Below are 18,775 nucleotides of genomic sequence, written 5' to 3'. Positions count from 1 at the left end.
TCATGGAACAATTTTTAGATAATATCAAAGACCTTGAAGTCACTACAGTTGCGCGTGCGCAAGAAGCTCTTGATAAGAAAGAAACTGCAACCTTCTTTATTGGTCGTAAAACTTGCCCTTACTGCCGTAAATTTGCAGGTACATTGGCTGGTGTCGTAGCTGAAACCAAAGCTCACATTTACTTCATCAATAGCGAAGAACCAAACCAACTGGAAGCTTTACAAGACTTCCGCTCTCGCTATGAAATCCCTACTGTACCAGGATTCGTCCATGTATCAAACGGCCAAATCAAAGTCCGTTGTGACTCCTCAATGTCAGCACAAGAAATCAAGGAATTTGCTGGGTTGTAAGATAGTCTATAAAAAAGAAGGCACAAGCCTTCTTTTTTTAAATCTCCGTCAATGGTGTTGCGGTGTCTGGTGAAGTATCGTAAACTTGAAAGTCTACTCCTACTCCCAGATCTGCCTGAGCTAACTGATTGACCATGGTCATGTGAGCCAGTTCCTTGATATTATTTTCCTTGGACAAATGGCCTAGGTAAATCTTCTTGGTACGATTACCTAGTGTACGAATCATGGCGTCTGCTCCATCCTCGTTTGAGAGGTGTCCAAGATCAGACAGGATGCGTTGTTTGAGTCGCCATGCGTAAGATCCTGCTCGCAGGATTTCCACATCATGATTTGACTCGATTAGATAGCCATCTGCATTTTCGACAATGCCAGCCATACGATCACTAACATAGCCTGTATCTGTCAGCATGACAAAGCTCTTATCATCCTTCATAAAACGATAAAACTGGGGCGCAACTGCATCATGACTCACACCAAAGCTCTCAATGTCGATATCTCCAAAGGTTTTAGTTTTCCCCATCTCAAAAATATGCTTTTGCGATGAATCAACCTTACCGAGATACTTACTGTTTTCCATAGCCTGCCAAGTTTTCTCATTGGCATAAAGATCCATTCCGTACTTACGAGCCAGGACGCCCACACCGTGGATATGGTCAGAATGCTCATGCGTTATCAAGATAGCGTCTAAATCCTCTGGTTTACGATTGATTTCACTCAAGAGGCTTGTAATTTTTTTGCCAGATAGTCCCGCATCTACTAAAATTTTCTTTTTTGGTGTTTCCAAGTAAAATGAATTTCCACTGGAACCCGATGCTAAAATACTGTATTTAAAACCGATATCACTCATTCTAGTCTTCTAGTTCATCCTCCCAAATCTCTTCTTTCACAGCATCTTTATCGTATGGAAGTACGATGGTAAAAGTAGAGCCCTTGCCATATTCACTCTTGGCCCAAATAAAGCCCTTATGTTGCTTGATGATTTCCTTAGCAATAGCCAATCCTAGTCCTGTTCCACCTTGGGCACGACTTCTTGCTCTGTCTACTCGATAGAAACGGTCAAAAATCTTCGGCAAATCTTGCTTTGGAATTCCTAGACCTTGGTCGGAGATAGACAAAATCATCTGATCATCTGTAGTCTTCATGCTTACAGTGATTTTTCCACCATCTGGTGAATATTTGATGGCGTTATTTAGGATATTATCAATCACCTGAGTCATCTTATCCGTATCAATTTCAATCCAAACAGAGTTAATCGGATAATCTCTCACCAACTCGTACTTCTTCTCCTCATCCTGACTTCTCATCTTATCAAAACGATTGAGAATAAAAGTGATAAAGGCAGTAAAGTTAATCAACTCAACATCCAAGTGACTGCTCTCATTGTCAATCCGTGAGAGGTGCAAGAGGTCCGTCACCATCCGCATCATACGGTTGGTTTCATCCAGAGAAACCTTGATAAAATCAGGGGCAACTGGTTCTGTCAGGGCTCCTTCGTCTAAGGCCTCAAGATAAGATTTTACACTTGTCAAAGGTGTACGCAACTCATGACTAACGTTGGAAACGAAAAGCCTTCTCTCACGTTCTTCCTTCTCTTGTTCAGTCGTATCATGTAGAACAGCTACTAAACCAGAGATAAAACCAGACTCTCTACGAATCAAGGCAAAACGCACGCGCAAGCTGATATACTCGCCATTAAGATTCTGCGAATAAATCATCAACTCAGGACTTTGGGTAATGAGGTCTCTTAGTTCATACTCTTCTTCAATTTTGAGCAACTCTAGGATATTTTGATTAAGAGCATCATCGCTTTCAATGCCTAGTTGTCTCTTGGCCATATCATTAATCATGGTAATCTGGCCACGACGATTGGTCGCAAGTACTCCGTCTGTCATATAGGCTAGGATACTATGCAACCTCTTACTCTCTTGTTCCAGATTTTCCTGAGTCAGACGGATTACTTCTGACAAATCATTAAGATTGTTTGTGATATTGGTAATCTCTGAACTTCCCTGCATATCCAAAACCTGAGAATAATCACCAGCAATCAAATCCTTGACCTTTTGATTTAGCTGTCTAAGGCGAATATTATCGCGACGACTTTCCAGTAAGAGAAAAGTCACCAGCATAATAAAGCCAATTAGGATGAGGATAAAGATAAAGTCACTCGTCAAAATTGTTTGTTTAATTACTTCAATCATTATTTCTCATGTAATATCCCACTCCACGACGAGTTAGGATGTATTCTGGTCTACTTGGTGTATCTTCAATTTTCTCACGCAAGCGTCTAATGGTTACGTCTACTGTACGGACATCCCCAAAGTAGTCATAACCCCAAACAGTTTCAAGGAGGTGCTCACGGGTGATCACTTGACCAATATGTGACGCTAGGTGATACAAGAGCTCAAACTCACGGTGAGTCAACTCTAACTCCTCTCCGTATTTCTTAGCGACATAAGCATCTGGGAGGATCTCCAAGTCACCGATTTGCAGACTTTGCAGTTTCGTTTCAGGCTCTTGGTTATCGGCAGAAGCTAGCTCCGTACGGCGAAGTAAGGCCTTAACACGTGCTTGTAGTTCACGATTTGAAAAGGGCTTAGTCACGTAGTCATCCGCCCCAAGTTCAAGACCGATAACCTTATCAAACTCACTATCTTTAGCTGAAAGCATGATAATTGGAACACTACTTGTCTTACGAATGGTTTTAGCAACTTCAAGTCCATCAATCTCAGGAAGCATCAAATCCAAGATAATAATATCTGGTTGCTCGGCTTCAAATTGTTCAAGTGCTTCACGACCATTAAAAGCAGTTACAACTTCATAACCCTCCTTGGTCATATTGAATTTAATAATATCTGAGATGGGTTTTTCATCATCTACAATAAGTATTTTTTTCATTTAGTCACCTTTTTCCTTATCTCATTATACCAAAAAAATGTAAAGAAGACACGAAAGACCGATGCTAGTGGCTTCTTTTCAAATAGGCTTGCCAGATCTTTTGCTGGGGTTTGGCTAGAGGATATTTGATAAATTCTTCTGGACTTAACCAAAGAACTTCTCTATCAACATATTCCTGTGTCTCAGTAACTTGTCCTGCAATTATCTGGATATGCCATTTGCGATGGCTAAAAACATGCTTGACCTCTTCAAAACGTAGATCTTTCCAATCAACTTCTAAATCATAGTCTTGTTCAAAACTCTCCTGTGGAGAAGGTCCCAGTTCTATAATTGGTTCAGCAACTTGACTGAAAAGGTCCAGGTCTTGAGTTTGGTCTGAGAATTCATCAACTTCAATCAAGGGAAAATGCCAAAATCCAGCCAAGAGTTTTTCACTCTCATTCTTCTCTAATAGAAACTGACCCTGACTATTTTGCACTACAAGAGCCTTTAGATAAATAGGGATCGGCTTTTTCTTTGGAGCCTTAATGGGATAGCGATCCATGGTCCCATGTTGGTAAGCAGCACTGAACTCCTTAACCGGACTCTCTTCTGGTCTTGGATTAACAGGAGCCTCAATATCTGAACCTAAATCCATCAAAGCCTGATTGAAATCACCTGGACGATCAGGATCTATCATAACCTCCATCACTGCTTGAAATATTTTTCGATTGCTAGGATTTCCAATATCATGATTGACTTCAAATAAACGTGCCAAAACGCGCATGACATTGCCGTCTACAGCAGGCTGGGGAAGGTTAAAGGCAATACTAGAAATTGCACCAGCTGTATAAGGACCAATCCCTTTTAAACTTGAAATACCTTCATAAGTAGACGGGAACTTGCCTTCAAATTCACTCATAATCTGTTGAGCGGCTGTTTGCATATTGCGGACACGAGAATAATAGCCAAGTCCTTCCCAGGCTTTTAATAAGCGATCCTCAGGAGCATTTGCTAAGCTCTCAACAGTCGGAAACCAATCTAAAAAACGCTCATAATAGGGAATGACGGTATCAACTCGAGTCTGCTGCAACATAATTTCAGATACCCAGATATGGTAAGGATTCTTGCTTCGTCTCCAAGGTAAATCCCGCTTGTTTTCGTCATACCAGGCTAATAATTTTTGACGGAAAGAGAGAATCTTGTCCTCTTCCCACATGGTCACACCATATTTCTCCAAATCTAACATATTTCTAGTATAGCATAAGCTTTAATGATACTCAAAAAATCAAGATAGGGCTTGTTAAAATACTGTAGAATAATAGCAATTTAGCCTTTTCAGTCCAGCTGTTTCTATCATTTTCCCGGCTTTTTTGATATAATAAATTCAGAATGATTCTTCAAAGGAGGCATCTATGCGTTTTAATCAATTCAGTTACTATCCTGTAACTCAGCAACAGGCTTTACAGGAACTATCCAGTCTTGGATTCAAGATCGACCCTGCGCTTTCAACTAAGAAACAGTTTGAAGTCTTTGTCAGAACTTGTTTTTTTAATTATAAAAATACCGACTATCCCCTCTCAACTTTAGCGGTTGATAAAGAAACTGATCTGCTCACTTTCTTCAATTCTGATCGTGAATTAACTGCAGAAATTTTCTATACTGTTGCCTTTCAGTTGCTTGGTTTCAGTTACTTGACAGACTTTGAAGATGGTCTTGCTTTTCATAAAGAAACGGCATTCCCTATTGTCTACGGAGATTTGATTGACAATCTCTATCAACTCCTTAACACGCGCACTAAAAAGGGAAATACCTTGATCGATCAGCTAGTGAGTGATGGGCTTATCCCTGAGGACAATAACTACCACTACTTCAATGGTAAGAGCTTGGCAACCTTCTCTGCAAACAATGCTATTCGGGAAGTTGTTTATGTGGAAAGTCGTATTGATTCTGATAATGATGGACTGCCAGATCTTATCAAGGTAAATATTATCCGTCCATCTTATCATGGCAAAATTCCAGCTGTTATGACGGCAAGTCCTTACCATCAAGGAACCAATGATAAGGCAAGCGATAAAGCTCTTTACAAAATGGAAGCTGAGCTAGAAGTCAAGGAACCGCATGAAATTTCTCTAGAAAAACCAACATTAGACTTGGTTGAACCTGTTGGAGAAGCTGAACTTGTTTCAGAAGCTGAAGAAAGACTGACTCATATCAATAGCAGCTACACACTTAATGACTACTTCCTTCCAAGAGGATTTGCAAATATCTACGTATCTGGTCTTGGTACCAAGGATTCTCAAGGTCAAATGACCAACGGAGATTACCGCCAAGTTGAAGCCTATAAAAATGTCATTGATTGGCTCAATGGTCGTTGTCGTGCCTTCACAGACCACAGTCGTAAACGTCAGGTCAAGGCTGACTGGTCAAATGGAAAAGTTGCAACTACTGGTCTATCCTACCTAGGAACAATGTCTAATGGCCTTGCTACTACAGGAGTTGATGGTTTAGAGGTCATCATTGCCGAAGCAGGTATTTCTTCTTGGTACAACTATTATCGTGAAAATGGTCTAGTAACAAGCCCTGGTGGCTATCCAGGGGAGGACTTCGATTCATTAGATGAATTAACTTATTCTCGTAATCTCTTAGCTGGTGACTATATTCGTGGAAACGAAGCTCATAAAGAATCTATAGAAGAACTCAAGAAAAATCTAGACCGTAAAACTGGAGATTATAACCAATTCTGGCATGACAGAAACTACCTACTCAATGCTGAAAAAGTTAAGGCTGAAGTTGTCTTTACACACGGTTCACAAGACTGGAATGTAAAACCACTTCATGTCTATCAAATGTTCAATGCTCTTCCAAGAAATATTAAGAAACATCTCTTTTATCATAACGGTGCCCATGTTTATATGAACAATTGGCAGTCTATTGATTTCCGTGAATCCATGAATGCTCTTTTGACGCAGAAATTATTGGGTCAAGAAACTGAATATCAACTACCTACGGTGATCTGGCAGGATAATACCAGTCCTCAAACATGGATGACACTAGATGATTTCGGAAATCAAACTGATAGTAAGATTATCCCACTTGGTAGCGATGAAGCGGTTATTCAAAACCAGTATGAAGAGTCAGACTTTGAACGTTTTGGAAAGAGCTATCAAACCTTTAATAATGAACTCTATCAAGGCAAGGTCAACCAGATTACGATTGACCTACCTGTGACTGAAAATATCCACCTTAATGGCCGTGTCAAACTTAACCTACGACTCAAGTCCAGTACCAATAAAGGGCTTCTCTCTGCTCAACTCCTTGAATTGGGACAAAAGAAATACCTTCAACCATATCCAGGAATCTTATCCGGTCGGACACTAGACAATGGCCGTTATCACATGTTAGACAATCTTTGTGAGCTACCATTTAGTCCAAATGCTCAGCGCGTCATCACCAAAGGCTATCTCAACCTTCAGAACCGTCAGGATTTGCTAAAAATTGAAGAGATTAAGCCAAATGAATGGATGGAATTCCAATTTGAACTGCAACCAACTATCTACAAACTTCAGAAAGACGATACACTACGTCTGGTGCTCTATACTACAGACTTTGAAATTACTATACGTGACAATACAAACTATAACTTGACTGTCGATCTCGCACAGTCCAATCTTGAAATACCTTTTCAAAGGGAGGTAACTGTAGATGAACAAGGCCGAACAAAGACACCAGCTCATCAGAGCCCTAATCACTAAGCAAAAGATTCATACCCAGACTGAACTACAAGAACTACTGATTGAAAACGGCGTCCATGTCACACAAGCAACGCTTTCACGAGACATCAATCTAATGAACCTCTCTAAAATTCGTGAAGGTGAACACTCCTATTATGCAATCAACACTGGTTCCACATCAAAGTGGGAAAAACGGCTAGAAGTCTATATGGAGGAAGCCCTCTACATGATGCATCCTGTCCAACACCAGGTTGTCATCAAAACCTATCCAGGTTTGGCGCAATCCTTTGGATCCATCTTAGATGCTCTAAACTTCCCTGAAATTGTGGCTACTATCTGTGGCAATGATGTCTGTTTGGTTATCTGCGAGGATAAAGAACAAGCTCAATCTTGCTTTGAACGCCTCAAACAATTTGCACCACCTCTATTTTTTGATCGATAACAAAAGCCCGTGATGATAATCATCACGGGTTTATTTTATGATTTGTTATTTTCAGCTTGCTTTTTAGTTCTTGCTAGTCTCAAAGCACGATTTGGATTGAGGCGATTAAAGAGTTCTTCTAACTTTTTCTCATTCCAGACGTCTGCTGCAGAAACAAAATTTTCATCAGCATCACGGAAAGATATCGGTTTATCTCCCATAGCTATCTCCTAGTCTACAAACTCAAACTCAAATTTACCGATACGAACTAGATCTCCATCCTTAGCACCACGGGCACGGAGAGCTTCATCAACTCCCATACCACGCAACTGACGAGCAAACTTCATGACAGACTCATCACGATCAAAGTTAGTCATGTTAAAGAGTTTAATGAGTTTTTCACCAGAAAGTACCCAAGTTGCATCGTCATCACGACTAATTTCAAATGGTTTTTCTTCTTCGTCAAAGCCATAATAAACTTCTTCTTCCATTTCTGACTCGTCATAAAGAAGGAATTCTGGGGTCTTATCAAGAAGTTCGGCTGTTGCATCTAGTAAAGGTGCAAGACCTTGCTTAGTCAAACCTGAAATTGGGAAGATGGCTGGTAAGTCCTCGAACTCATCATAGTTAGACGCCAATTTTTTCTTGAATTCTTCAAGGTTTTCTTGGCTTTCTGGCATATCCATCTTATTAGCAACAATGATTTGTGGACGCTCCATCAGACGAAGGTTATAAGATTCCAACTCTTTGTTAATAGCTAGATAATCTTCGTAAGGATCACGTCCTTCACTGGCTGACATATCAATGATGTGAAGGATAACGCGAGTACGCTCAATATGGCGAAGGAACTGAGTTCCCAAGCCCACACCTTGACTAGCACCTTCGATCAAACCAGGGAGGTCTGCCACTGCAAAGGACTCACCTGATTGGGTACGGACCATACCAAGATTAGGAACGATTGTTGTAAAGTGGTAGGCACCAATTTTAGGTTTTGCTGAGGTAATCACACTGAGTAGAGTTGATTTACCAACTGATGGGAAGCCAACCAAACCAACATCCGCAAGGATTTTAAGTTCTAACTGTAACTCACGCTCCTGACCAGGTTCTCCATTTTCAGAAATCTCTGGAGCAGGATTTTTAGGTGTTGCAAAGCGGATATTCCCACGACCACCTCGACCACCGTGAGCAACGATAAACTCTTGGCCGTGCTCAATCAAGTCAGTGATAACTTTTCCAGTTTCTGCATCACGCACAGTTGTACCTTGAGGTACTCGAACAATCAAGTCTTCTGCACCTCTACCGTGCATTCCTTTGGTCATTCCTTTTTCACCTGACTGGGCTTTAAAATGACGATTGTAACGGAAATCCATAAGGGTACGTAAACCTTCGTCTACAACGAAAACAACGTTACCACCACGGCCACCGTCACCACCCCATGGTCCTCCATTAGGGACATATTTTTCACGGCGAAAGGCAACCATCCCATCACCACCATTTCCAGCCTTAACCTTGATCTTAGCTGTATCTAAAAACATACTCATATTCTTTTCTCACTCTAAAAAGGGCTGGGAAATCCCAGTCACCAACTATTACAACTTGCTAGAAAATCTAGCATTTTAAAATCTGCTAAATACACCGATGGCTGTAGCAAAGATACCTGCTAAGGTTACAAACAACATAATCAAAACGACGAATAGTGTCAATTTCTCAAAAAATGTTTTTTTACGTTTTCCATTATCACCAAATGCCATTATTTTCTCCTTTTCTATAATTCCCTATTTTTAATATTCTTCCGAGACTGGAGCAATTGCCCACAAGATCAAGTAAGCAATCAGTCCACTACCATAACAAAAAGCTAGAACTCCCCAGATCACACGTACGATTGTCGGATCAATATCAAAATAATTAGCTAAACCAGCGCATACTCCACCGATTTTTTGATCTCGACTACTTCTCATAAATTTCTTTTTCATTTCTTCATTTCCTTTCTTCGAAGACCTAGTCATTCCAATAATCTCTCAAGTCATTCAACTGTTTCTTGGATGCTTTTAACATTCGTTTAGAACTTTTGACTGGAACTGAAACTGCCTGCTGTGGCAAGTAAAATACTGTCTTTAAAATCCGTTGTGTCGTCGGTTCATCACGAGTTAATTCTTTTTCAAAATTGTTTGAGATGATAGCATCCAAATAAAACTCATGAACTCTCTTAGCAAAATTCTCAGCTGAAATTTCATACAATTTATCAGCCAAAAGGTTTTCATCCATGTCAGGCGTAGCAATAAGAGCCTCTAAAATAGCACCTGATAGGTCACGCTCTTCATAATAAAGAGTTCCAAACATCTTATCGCTAATCAAATTATCTAGATAAGGATTTCCATGAGCTATAATTGGTGTCTTGCTAGCCAAACTTTCTAAATAAGTTAAGCCCTGAGTCTCACTTGTGGAAGCTGAAATGAAGAAATCAGCTGCCTTGTAGTAAAGGGCTGTCTCACTCGGAGCGATCATACCTGTAAAGATGACTGAATCCTGAATCTGCAAATCTTCTGCTTGCTCCTTGAGGTTTTCCAGATAAGGTCCATCTCCAGCAACGACTAATTTAACATTTTGCTCTTCTTTTAGAACATCTGGAAGTGCTGCCAAAACAGCTTGAATGTTCTTTTCGTAAGACACCCGGGAAAGACTAAGAAGCATCTTTTCGTCTTTCTTAATACCTAGTTTATCTCGTAGATCACTGATGTGCTCTGGTCCAATTTCAGGACGTTCAAACTTGGCTAGCTCAATCCCTGTAGGAATGACACGCTTTTCAACTTTGACCTTATAATCAGATAACAAATCACGCACAATCTCACTCGGACAAATCACACCATCCACATCATGAAGAAATCCCCTTACAAGATACTTGACCATGCTCGGACGAATCAACAAACCCTTAGCAATATAGTGAACATAATCCTCGTACTGGGTATGATATGTATGAATGACTGGGATTTTCAACTCACGCGCTATCCAAATCCCTAATAAACCAAGAGAAAACTCAGTCTGCGTATGAATAATATCCAGCTTGTATTGTTTTGCTATCTCAAGAGCTTTTGTAAATCCACGATAGGCGAAACGACGGTCTTTAAAGGCAAAGAAAGGAACACTAGGAATACGAATAATCTGCCAGTCTTCATAACGATTGACATCCTTATCTGTTGTCGTGAAGATAAAGACTGCATGCCCTTGCTTTTCAAGCTCTGTTTTTAAGGTTCGAATACTGGTTGCAACACCAGAAACCTGTGGGAAATAAGTATCTGTAAATAATCCAATTCGCATATACTACCTCATTTTTTTCCTAAAGCTGCTTGCTCCCGATAGAATTTTAGCCAGATTTCAAGAAGATGCTCTTCTGAATATTCTCTTGAAATGGCCTTAGCCTTTTCTTTTAATTCTTTTAGTGCTTCTGGATGCTCGCGATATTCCAAGATAGCCTCTTTCATCTCTTCTACATCACTTGTTGGCCTGTAATTCCCTTCAAGAATGACCTTGTAAAGATCTAGATCACGAAGCATAATGGGTGCTTCACAACTCGCAGCTTCTAGAATAGTCATTGGAAAGAGCTCGTTATAACTTGGAAGCAAGAAAAGATCAGCCAAGGCATAGAGTTCTCTCATCCGTTCTGGATCAACAATCCCTGGGAAAATTAGATTTTCAGGAGGGTTATCCATAATCTTTTTATAGCGCTCATAACCATCGGTTATTCCCCCAAAAGAGAAGCCACCAGCCCAAATAAAAGTGATATCAGGTAATTCCTCAGCTAGAGTGATAAAGTCATCGATTCCTTTACGCTTCTGAACCTGACCTGCACCAACGACTACAAACTGATTCTCATCAATCTCCATATCTTTACGAAGTTGTTCAATTTGCTCTATAGGAAGTGGATGCCATTTTTCTTTGTTGACAAAATTAGGAATATAGGTCACTTTTTCACGTGGAATTCCAGCAGCAACCAAATCCTCAATGAAGGTAGGATTGACCACTACCAGATGCTCCATACGGTCATAAAAAGAAAACACATAGCGTTTGACAATCCCCTTTAAGAAGAATGGAATCTTCAAACTACCTTCCAAGGTATCCGGTAAGAAGTGAACATAGCCAATCTTACGTCCAGAACGTTTTTTCTGAAAGGTCGAGAGATAATAAGGGAAATCAATCGTATGAAAATGAGTAACATCCGCTTCAATTGGAAGATTTTCGGTTACGATCAGTTGGTCTTTCGCATCTCGTTTCAAAAGCTGCACCAGTTCACGGTAAGCACCAGACACACCTTGGCCAGCCACCTTTTCACTTGAACTTAGCATGTTGATGCGTAATTTCTCTTTTTCCATAGTAACCATTATACCATTTTATTCAAATAAAATCAGCAAATAAAAAGAGAGATAGCATAAAAGCTGGGAATTCCTGGCGTCTACACTATTTCTCTTTTCATAATATACTTACTTGATACCTAAAGCAATACGAGCATAACGGCTCATTTTCTCAACTGTCCAAGCTGGATACCAAACTAATTTGACTTCAACGTTAGTAACCTCTGGAACATCTGTCATAGCATCATAGATTTGGTCAGTTAAGAGATCTGCCAGAGGACAACCCATGGTTGTTAAGGTCATATCAATTTCAGTCTCACCTGTATCGCCATCAAAACGAATCTCGTAGATCAAGCCTAGATTGACAATATCAATCCCCAACTCTGGGTCAATCACTTCTTCTAGGGCTGTCAAAATACGTGTTTTGATATTTTCGATTTGTTCTTCTGTATAAGCCATCTTCACTCTCCCTTAACTTAATCTTCAATGAAATCACGAAGTGGTTTGCTTCGACTTGGCTGGCGAAGTTTTCTCAAAGCTTTGGCTTCAATCTGACGGATACGTTCACGTGTTACGTTAAAGACTTTACCAACATCTTCAAGAGTACGCATTTTCCCATCATCAAGACCAAAGCGGAGACGCAAGACATTTTCTTCACGGTCAGTCAATGTGTCTAACACTTCATCCAACTGTTCACGCAAAACGATACGAGTTGTGTAGTCCACTGGATTTTCAATCACTTCATCCTCGATAAAATCACCAAGGTGGCTATCGTCCTCTTCACCGATAGGTGTTTCTAGAGAAACTGGCTCTTGGGCAATCTTGAGAATTTCACGGACCTTGTCTGGTGTCATATCCATGCGTTCGGCGATTTGTTCAGGAGTTGGATCTTGTCCCAACTCTTGAAGAAGATTACGTTGTTCACGAACAAGCTTGTTAATTGTTTCCACCATGTGAACTGGGATACGGATGGTACGAGCTTGGTCAGCAATTGCACGAGTAATTGCTTGACGAATCCACCAAGTCGCATAAGTTGAGAATTTGAACCCTTTAGAGTAGTCAAATTTATCAACGGCCTTCATCAAGCCCATGTTTCCTTCTTGGATCAAGTCAAGGAACTGCATTCCACGTCCAACATAACGTTTAGCGATAGATACTACCAAACGAAGGTTCGCTTCTGCAAGGCGTTGTTTAGCTTCGATATCACCCGCTTCAACTGCAAGGGCCAATTCTTTTTCCTCTTCATTTGTAAGCAGAGGAACAACCCCGATTTCTTTCAAATACATACGGACTGGGTCATTGACCTTAGCTGAGGTTGAACCAATCAAATCTTCATCAGTCAACTCTGGTTCTTCCTCAGTGCTCAAAACACGCGCACTTGGATTTCCTTCGTTGTCCGTAATTGAGATACCAGCATCTTGAATGCGTTGCAAAAGATTCTCAATACCTTCCACATCTAAAGTAAAGGGGATTACGAGGGCGTTATTGATTTCGTCATCTGTAGCCGTACCAGTTTTTTTATGATTGCGAATAAATTCCGCTACTTGGACGTCAAAGGTTGTTACTTCTTTTTGTTTTGTTGCCATTCTTACTCCATTCTTCTTTTTTGGGCAATTAAGCGTTCTAGCTCTTCTAATGCGGTGTCTGTATCACCGACATGGCTAGCTTCCTGAACTTTCTTTTTAATTTGCAGATTTTCCTGATTCAAAAGAGCTCTTTTTCGAGACTCTTCCACTTCAGCTAACTCGTGAGGTGACATCTCAGGTGGCAAATCTAAGGCTAGGACTTGATACCAAGCACTCTCCACTTCTCTGGTCTGATGAGCCAAATCCTCAGACGAGATACTTCCATTATCAATCAGGAGTCCATACAAGGTCTGAAACTCTGGTGTTTCAAAGATAAAGTCATCTCTTAAGCGGTAGTCATTGAGCACCAAAGGATGTTCCATCATTCGGTAGAGGATATGAGCCTCCGCTCTCATCACTGCTGTCAGCTGCTTGGAGACAGACATAGTGATAGGACTAGGACTATAGGTCTCCTTGACCTTCTCCTTTCTCTGTCTAACACGACTTTCATTGACAATATGTTCGACTTGCTGATAGTCAAAAGATGGCAGGTGATCCGTCAAAATGTGAATGTAGGAATTCTGAGCTGTGATAGAAGGTTCCTTGGCGATTAAGGGGGCAATTTTCTCTATAAATTCAATTTGAGCTTGTAGATTTTCACTATTTTCAGGTCTGAAATGATGAATGTAAAACTCAACAGGACTAATGCGTGTATTGGTTAATAGATAAGCTAAGTCTTGAGGAGAGTTTTTCTGCAAATATTCATCTGGATCCATTGCGTCAGGAATCTGGACGACTTGGACAGGTATATCTTTAAGCTCATCCAAGGCTTTAGCCGTCGCAGCTTGCCCAGCCTTATCTCCGTCATAGGTGACGATCACTTTTTTGGTAAAGCGTTTCAGATGCTCCACATGTTCACTCGTCAGTGCGGTACCCATAGAAGCAACTGCATTTTCAATACCAGCACGATAAGCCGCAATGACATCCATAAACCCTTCCATCAGGTAGATTTCAGGAGCCTTGCCCGATCCTTTTTTTACCCTCTCCAAATGATATAATTCGTAACTTTTGTTAAAAATTGCCGTCGCTCGACTATTTTTATACTTTCCAGTTTGAGAATCAGTCTCTTGCCATACACGACCAGAAAAGGCAATCACCTTTCCTTGATCATTTGAAAGAGGAAACATAATGCGATTATGAAAGGTATCAAAGAATTGGTTACTCTCAGATAGATAAAACAAACCCGAATCCAGCAAGTCCTTCTCGCTATAATCATCTGCTAAACGTTGATAGAGATAAGAGCGTTCTGCTGGAGCCAAACCAATCATAAAATGCTTGAGAACATCATCTGTTAAGCCACGTTTATAGAGATAGTTTCTCGCCTCTTCACCCATCTTAGTCGTCATGAGAATGGCATGATAAAAACGAGCGGCTTTCTCATGCATATCGTAGAGATTTTGATGGGGCGACCTAGGCTGTACAGAACCTTGAACAGGCGCTGCCATCTGAATCCCAAGTCTCTCAGCTAATATCCTCACCGCATCCGCAAAAGTTACTTGCTGATACTCCTCGATAAACTTAAAAACATCTCCAGAACGACCACAACCAAAACAGTGGTAAAACTGCTTATCCTCGACCACGTTAAAGGAAGGGGTCTTTTCACCATGAAAAGGACAGAGCCCTAAAAAGTTCCGTCCAGATTTTTGTAAAGAAATCACTTCTCCTATGATTTCGACAATATTGGTATTGTTTTTGATCTCTTCGATGAGTCTCTTGTCAACCATAGACAATACCTCCATTTTATCACAGTTTACTCTAACTAGTATAGCTTATTTCTGAAAAAAAGTAAACCATTTCATACACTTTACATGAGACTATTTCATAAGTTTCCAGCAATCATGAAAAAGTGAATCTTTTGAGCAAATCATTCTAATATTTGAAAGAAAAACAAAAGAAATAAAATCCTATTTCACTTGATTTTCGAGGTTATTTTTCAATATCCTGCTAATATACTGACCATCTTTTCTACTAATGCAAGCCGTTGCATAAGTCAATGGTGCTTTGTATACCACTCCTCTATAGGATGGATCAGTCAATACAGGCATAGAATAATAGGCGTTCTTTTTATTTTTAAGGTCAATAAACCATTTACCTCCCAGGTGTTTGCGGAAGGTCTCACCGATATAAACAGTCAAATAATCCAACATCTTTCGGTCTGCTATCAAAGCATGGTGGTCATCGTAGTGAGCCAAGATCCAAGCCTCCAAATCATCCAAAGACTGCATGCTATAGTCTAAATGAAGGCCTTGTTCCTCTGCAAACTCCCTAGTAAAATAGTCCATCTTAAATCCAATTTGAAAAATCCATTCTTGAAAATCTTCTTGTGTGTAAGTCATCTTTTTATCTCCTTACTTCTATTAAAGTTTAAGATTATTAGATTGATTCTATTATAAAGTAAAATTGGCAAAAAAGGAAATATGAATAAAGTTTAAACGCCACTAAAAAAACCTAGAAGAGAAATCTTACTTCTAAGTTTTTAAGGATACTTGATTTAAAAATTATCTACTCAAATAGTTGATAGTAATCTGAAATTTTCATCTTAGCTTTTTCATCCTTATTCAAATCTTGGATGATTCGTCCTTCTTTCATAACAATCAAACGATTTCCATACTTGAGAGCATCTTCCATATGGTGAGTAATCATCAAAGCTGTTAGATGGTCCTTGTTGATAAAGTCATTTGTCAATTCCATCAAGGCGACACTTGTTTTAGGGTCAAGAGCAGCTGTGTGTTCATCCAATAAAAGAAGTTCTGGACGTTTTAAGGTTGCCATTAAGAGGCTCAAGGCCTGTCTTTGTCCACCTGACAAGAATTCAATCGGTGTATCCAAGTGTTTCTCTAGTCCATTTCCAACCTTCTCAATAGTTGCTTGAAATTCTTCCTTGTAAGCTGAGAGTCTTCTTGGAAAGAGACCACGCTTTTCTCCACGAAACTTAGCAATCAAGAGGTTTTCTGCGACTGTCATACGTGGAGCTGTCCCCATCTTTGGATCTTGAAAAACACGAGAAAGATACTTGGCACGCTTTTCAGGGCTAAAATGAGTTACATCATCACCCATGATGCGAATGCTACCACTAGTCAAGGGTAGCGTTCCTGCAATGCTATTAAAGAGGGTTGATTTCCCTGCTCCATTTCCACCCAAGATTGTGATGAAGTCATGCTCATAAATATCAAGCGAAACATCATTTAGGATAATCTTTTCTTCATCAAATCCACTTTTCACAATTTTTGTGGCATTTTTCAATTCTACAATCGCTGTCATTTGCTTAACTTGACTCCTTTCAAGTATTTATCCTTAAGGGTTGGAATAACTAGACAAGTTGCTAGGATAAGGGCACTGTATAAACGTAGGTAGCTGGTATTAAAGCCAAGAGCAATGACTCCCCATACCAAGAATTGGTAACTAATAGAACCAACGACAATGGTAACCAAGCGTTCTGCTAATGTAAGGCTCTTAAAGAGGACTTCACCGATAATCAGACTAGCAAGTCCAACTACGATAACACCGATACCACGAGAGACATCCGCATATCCTTCTTGTTGAGCGATAATGGCACCTGCAAGGGCGATCACACCGTTTGATAAAACCAGACCCATCAACTCCATACGTCCAGTATTGATACCAAAACTACGAGCCATATCCGGATTATCTCCTGTTGCGATATAGGCCTGTCCCAATTTAGTATCTAGGAAGAAAAGCATGAGTAAAATAACCAAAGTCACAAAAATCAAGCCTGTAAATAATTGATTAACCTCAGATGAGAAAGGAAGAACATCCTGGATTTGTTTGGTTCCCAAGAGACCAAGGTTAGCCCTTCCCATAATCATGAGCATAATAGAATGACAAGAAGTCATGACTAGAATTCCAGACAAGAGTGTTGGAATCTTTCCTTTTGTATAGAGAAGTCCTGTTGCCAAACCTGCTACACATCCTGCCCCAACAGCTACTAAGGTAGCAAGAAAAGGATTAACGCCTTGAGTAATCAGTGTTACTGCAACTGCTCCTCCTAGTGGGAAGGAGCCCTCAGTTGTCATATCTGGGAAGTTTAGAATTCTAAAGGTCATAAAGATTCCTAAACCAAGGATAGCCCAGACCAATCCCTGTGAAATAATAGATATTAGCATGTTTGATTCGTTTCCTTTATTCTAAAAATTGGAGGAGATGTCTCCAACTCCTCCCGTTTTCTTATTCGATCACTTGACCAGCTTCTTTGAGAACTGATTCAGGGATAGTGATTCCAAGTTCTTGAGCCAATTTTTTGTTGATCACTGATTTACCAGTTGAGAAGACATTTACTGGAGTATCAGCAGGTTTTTCACCCTTCAATACTTTTGCAATCATCTTACCAGTAGCCACACCAAGATCGTGTTGGTCCACAACTACTGATGCCAAACCACCTGCTTCTACCATTGCTGTTGCGCTTGGGTAGATTGGTTTTTTTGCTGTTTGGTTACTTGAAACAACTGTTGAAAATGCTGATGCGATTGTGTTGTCAATTGGAACCCAGATTGCATCTACTTTACCAGTCATAACATTAACTGTTGAAGCTATTTCGTTAGTTGATGGAACTGCAAAAGTTTCTACCTTCAAGCCAGCTTTTTCAGCGTAAGCTTTGAACTCTTCAACTTGTGATTTTGAGTTATCTTCACTACTTGAGTAAAGAGCTCCAATAGTCTTAACATCAGGAGTCAATGTTTTAATCAATTCAACCTGTTGTTCAGCAGGGTTATGGTCAGATACCCCAGTGATGTTTCCGCCTGGTTTTTCCAAGTTTTGTACAAGGTTAGCCCCAACTGGGTCTGTAATGGCTGCCATGATAACAGGAAGGTCTTTTGTTGCACTTGCTAGACCTTGAGCTGCAGGTGTCGCAATTCCGACAACAACATCATTTCCATTTGCTACCAATTGTTTACTCATTGTCGCAACCTTACTTTGATCACCTTCTGAGTTCATAAAATCAATTTTAACTTGATCACCTTTATAGCCTTCTTCAGCAAGTCCATCTTGGATACCTTGGTAAATCAAGTCGAGTGATGGGTGACTGACGAACTGTAGAACACCAACTTTAGCAGTTTTGTTAGCTGTCTCGGTTTTGGTATCTTGTTTTGTTAGAGTAGAGTAGATTAGGCTTCCACCAACTAGAACCGCTAATGCTGCGATAATTCCCATTAATCGTTTATTCATTTTTTTCTCCTTATTTTTCAATACTTACTTCTAATTTTACCTTTTAAATCGCTTAACCAAGCGTCGCCATCGTTTGAATTCCATTATTTATCCTCCCCATAGAAAAAGTCCTCACACAAAAAACTTGTGTGAGGACGTCGATGCGCGGTGCCACCTCAATTATAGGGAATATCCCTATCGCTCTTACTCGCTTCACGAGTTGCACTGTAAGGTGTGCGCACCGAATTCTTATGATTTCAAA

At 40.2% G+C, this 18,775-nt stretch carries 20 protein-coding genes; 3 read left to right on the top strand and 17 right to left on the bottom strand.

Annotated elements, in window-relative coordinates; genetic code table 11:
* Window positions 1-2 precede the first annotated feature (2 nt).
* Complete coding sequence (locus QM874_RS00590; RefSeq protein WP_414315812.1) at window positions 3-350, top strand: thioredoxin; 348 nt, start codon at window positions 3-5, stop codon at window positions 348-350.
* Between the two features lie 37 nt (window positions 351-387).
* Here the strand turns inward: QM874_RS00590 and QM874_RS00585 are convergent, their stop codons facing one another.
* The 4 genes from QM874_RS00585 to mutY form a co-directional block, all read right to left on the bottom strand.
* A complete protein-coding gene (locus tag QM874_RS00585; protein ID WP_045763287.1) occupies window positions 388-1,197 on the bottom strand; it encodes an MBL fold metallo-hydrolase in 810 nt (269 codons plus the stop codon).
* A gap of 1 nt (window position 1,198) precedes the next feature.
* Complete coding sequence (vicK, locus tag QM874_RS00580; RefSeq protein ID WP_414315811.1) at window positions 1,199-2,548, bottom strand: cell wall metabolism sensor histidine kinase VicK; 1,350 nt, start codon at window positions 2,546-2,548, stop codon at window positions 1,199-1,201.
* Entirely contained in the window at window positions 2,541-3,245 is a 705-nt protein-coding gene (gene yycF, locus QM874_RS00575; RefSeq protein WP_075226880.1) for a response regulator YycF, read from the bottom strand. Before yycF ends, vicK begins: the two co-directional genes overlap by 8 nt.
* 64 nt (window positions 3,246-3,309) lie before the next feature.
* A complete protein-coding gene (gene mutY / locus QM874_RS00570; protein ID WP_414315810.1) occupies window positions 3,310-4,473 on the bottom strand; it encodes an A/G-specific adenine glycosylase in 1,164 nt (387 codons plus the stop codon).
* A gap of 166 nt (window positions 4,474-4,639) precedes the next feature.
* On the opposite strand from mutY, the gene QM874_RS00565 reads away from it, so the two are divergent.
* Both QM874_RS00565 and QM874_RS00560 read left to right on the top strand, forming a co-directional pair.
* Window positions 4,640-6,979, top strand: a complete 2,340-nt coding sequence (locus tag QM874_RS00565) for a Xaa-Pro dipeptidyl-peptidase (RefSeq protein WP_414315809.1) — start codon at window positions 4,640-4,642, stop codon at window positions 6,977-6,979.
* Window positions 6,930-7,400, top strand: coding sequence for an arginine repressor (locus tag QM874_RS00560; RefSeq protein ID WP_075229474.1), 471 nt, complete (start codon window positions 6,930-6,932; stop codon window positions 7,398-7,400). The genes QM874_RS00565 and QM874_RS00560 overlap by 50 nt, the downstream gene beginning before the upstream one ends.
* Before the next feature lie 35 nt (window positions 7,401-7,435).
* On the opposite strand, the gene QM874_RS00555 is transcribed toward QM874_RS00560, so the two are convergent.
* The 13 genes from QM874_RS00555 to trpX form a co-directional block, all read right to left on the bottom strand.
* Complete coding sequence (locus QM874_RS00555) at window positions 7,436-7,600, bottom strand: hypothetical protein (RefSeq protein WP_414315808.1); 165 nt, start codon at window positions 7,598-7,600, stop codon at window positions 7,436-7,438.
* Between the two features lie 9 nt (window positions 7,601-7,609).
* The gene (obgE, locus tag QM874_RS00550) at window positions 7,610-8,920 is read right to left on the bottom strand and encodes a GTPase ObgE (protein ID WP_414315807.1); all 1,311 of its coding nucleotides are present in this window, start codon (window positions 8,918-8,920) and stop codon (window positions 7,610-7,612) included.
* A gap of 75 nt (window positions 8,921-8,995) precedes the next feature.
* The gene (locus QM874_RS00545) at window positions 8,996-9,130 is read right to left on the bottom strand and encodes a DUF4044 domain-containing protein (protein ID WP_049548929.1); all 135 of its coding nucleotides are present in this window, start codon (window positions 9,128-9,130) and stop codon (window positions 8,996-8,998) included.
* A gap of 30 nt (window positions 9,131-9,160) precedes the next feature.
* On the bottom strand, window positions 9,161-9,352 hold the full coding sequence (locus QM874_RS00540; RefSeq protein ID WP_075229473.1) for a PspC domain-containing protein: 192 nt from the start codon (window positions 9,350-9,352) through the stop codon (window positions 9,161-9,163).
* A 25-nt stretch (window positions 9,353-9,377) separates the two neighbouring features.
* The gene (locus QM874_RS00535; protein ID WP_414315806.1) at window positions 9,378-10,694 is read right to left on the bottom strand and encodes a glycosyltransferase family 4 protein; all 1,317 of its coding nucleotides are present in this window, start codon (window positions 10,692-10,694) and stop codon (window positions 9,378-9,380) included.
* Window positions 10,695-10,702: 8 nt separating this feature from the next.
* Window positions 10,703-11,746, bottom strand: coding sequence for a glycosyltransferase family 4 protein (locus QM874_RS00530; protein WP_414315805.1), 1,044 nt, complete (start codon window positions 11,744-11,746; stop codon window positions 10,703-10,705).
* Window positions 11,747-11,854: 108 nt separating this feature from the next.
* The gene (locus QM874_RS00525) at window positions 11,855-12,184 is read right to left on the bottom strand and encodes a metal-sulfur cluster assembly factor (RefSeq protein ID WP_000331926.1); all 330 of its coding nucleotides are present in this window, start codon (window positions 12,182-12,184) and stop codon (window positions 11,855-11,857) included.
* 17 nt (window positions 12,185-12,201) lie between these two features.
* Window positions 12,202-13,311: an RNA polymerase sigma factor RpoD gene (gene rpoD, locus QM874_RS00520; protein ID WP_000201894.1), complete on the bottom strand. Its 1,110-nt coding sequence runs from the start codon at window positions 13,309-13,311 to the stop codon at window positions 12,202-12,204.
* Between the two features lie 2 nt (window positions 13,312-13,313).
* Window positions 13,314-15,074, bottom strand: a complete 1,761-nt coding sequence (gene dnaG / locus QM874_RS00515; RefSeq protein ID WP_414289521.1) for a DNA primase — start codon at window positions 15,072-15,074, stop codon at window positions 13,314-13,316.
* Between the two features lie 180 nt (window positions 15,075-15,254).
* Window positions 15,255-15,686, bottom strand: coding sequence for a hypothetical protein (locus tag QM874_RS00510; RefSeq protein ID WP_223327577.1), 432 nt, complete (start codon window positions 15,684-15,686; stop codon window positions 15,255-15,257).
* A gap of 166 nt (window positions 15,687-15,852) precedes the next feature.
* A complete protein-coding gene (locus QM874_RS00505) occupies window positions 15,853-16,611 on the bottom strand; it encodes an ABC transporter ATP-binding protein (RefSeq protein ID WP_414315804.1) in 759 nt (252 codons plus the stop codon).
* Window positions 16,608-17,474 (bottom strand): ABC transporter permease, encoded by an 867-nt coding sequence (locus QM874_RS00500; RefSeq protein WP_414315803.1) that lies wholly within the window; start codon window positions 17,472-17,474, stop codon window positions 16,608-16,610. The genes QM874_RS00505 and QM874_RS00500 overlap by 4 nt, the downstream gene beginning before the upstream one ends.
* 61 nt (window positions 17,475-17,535) lie before the next feature.
* Window positions 17,536-18,534, bottom strand: coding sequence for a tryptophan ABC transporter substrate-binding protein (gene trpX, locus QM874_RS00495; RefSeq protein WP_414315802.1), 999 nt, complete (start codon window positions 18,532-18,534; stop codon window positions 17,536-17,538).
* Between the last annotated feature and the right edge of the window lie 241 nt (window positions 18,535-18,775).

The sequence above is a fragment of the Streptococcus infantis genome, from assembly GCF_047463615.1.
GTDB classification, from domain to species: domain Bacteria; phylum Bacillota; class Bacilli; order Lactobacillales; family Streptococcaceae; genus Streptococcus; species Streptococcus infantis_X.
Note: the sequence above shows the minus strand (reverse complement) of the source record. Positions and strands in the feature narration are given on the sequence as shown.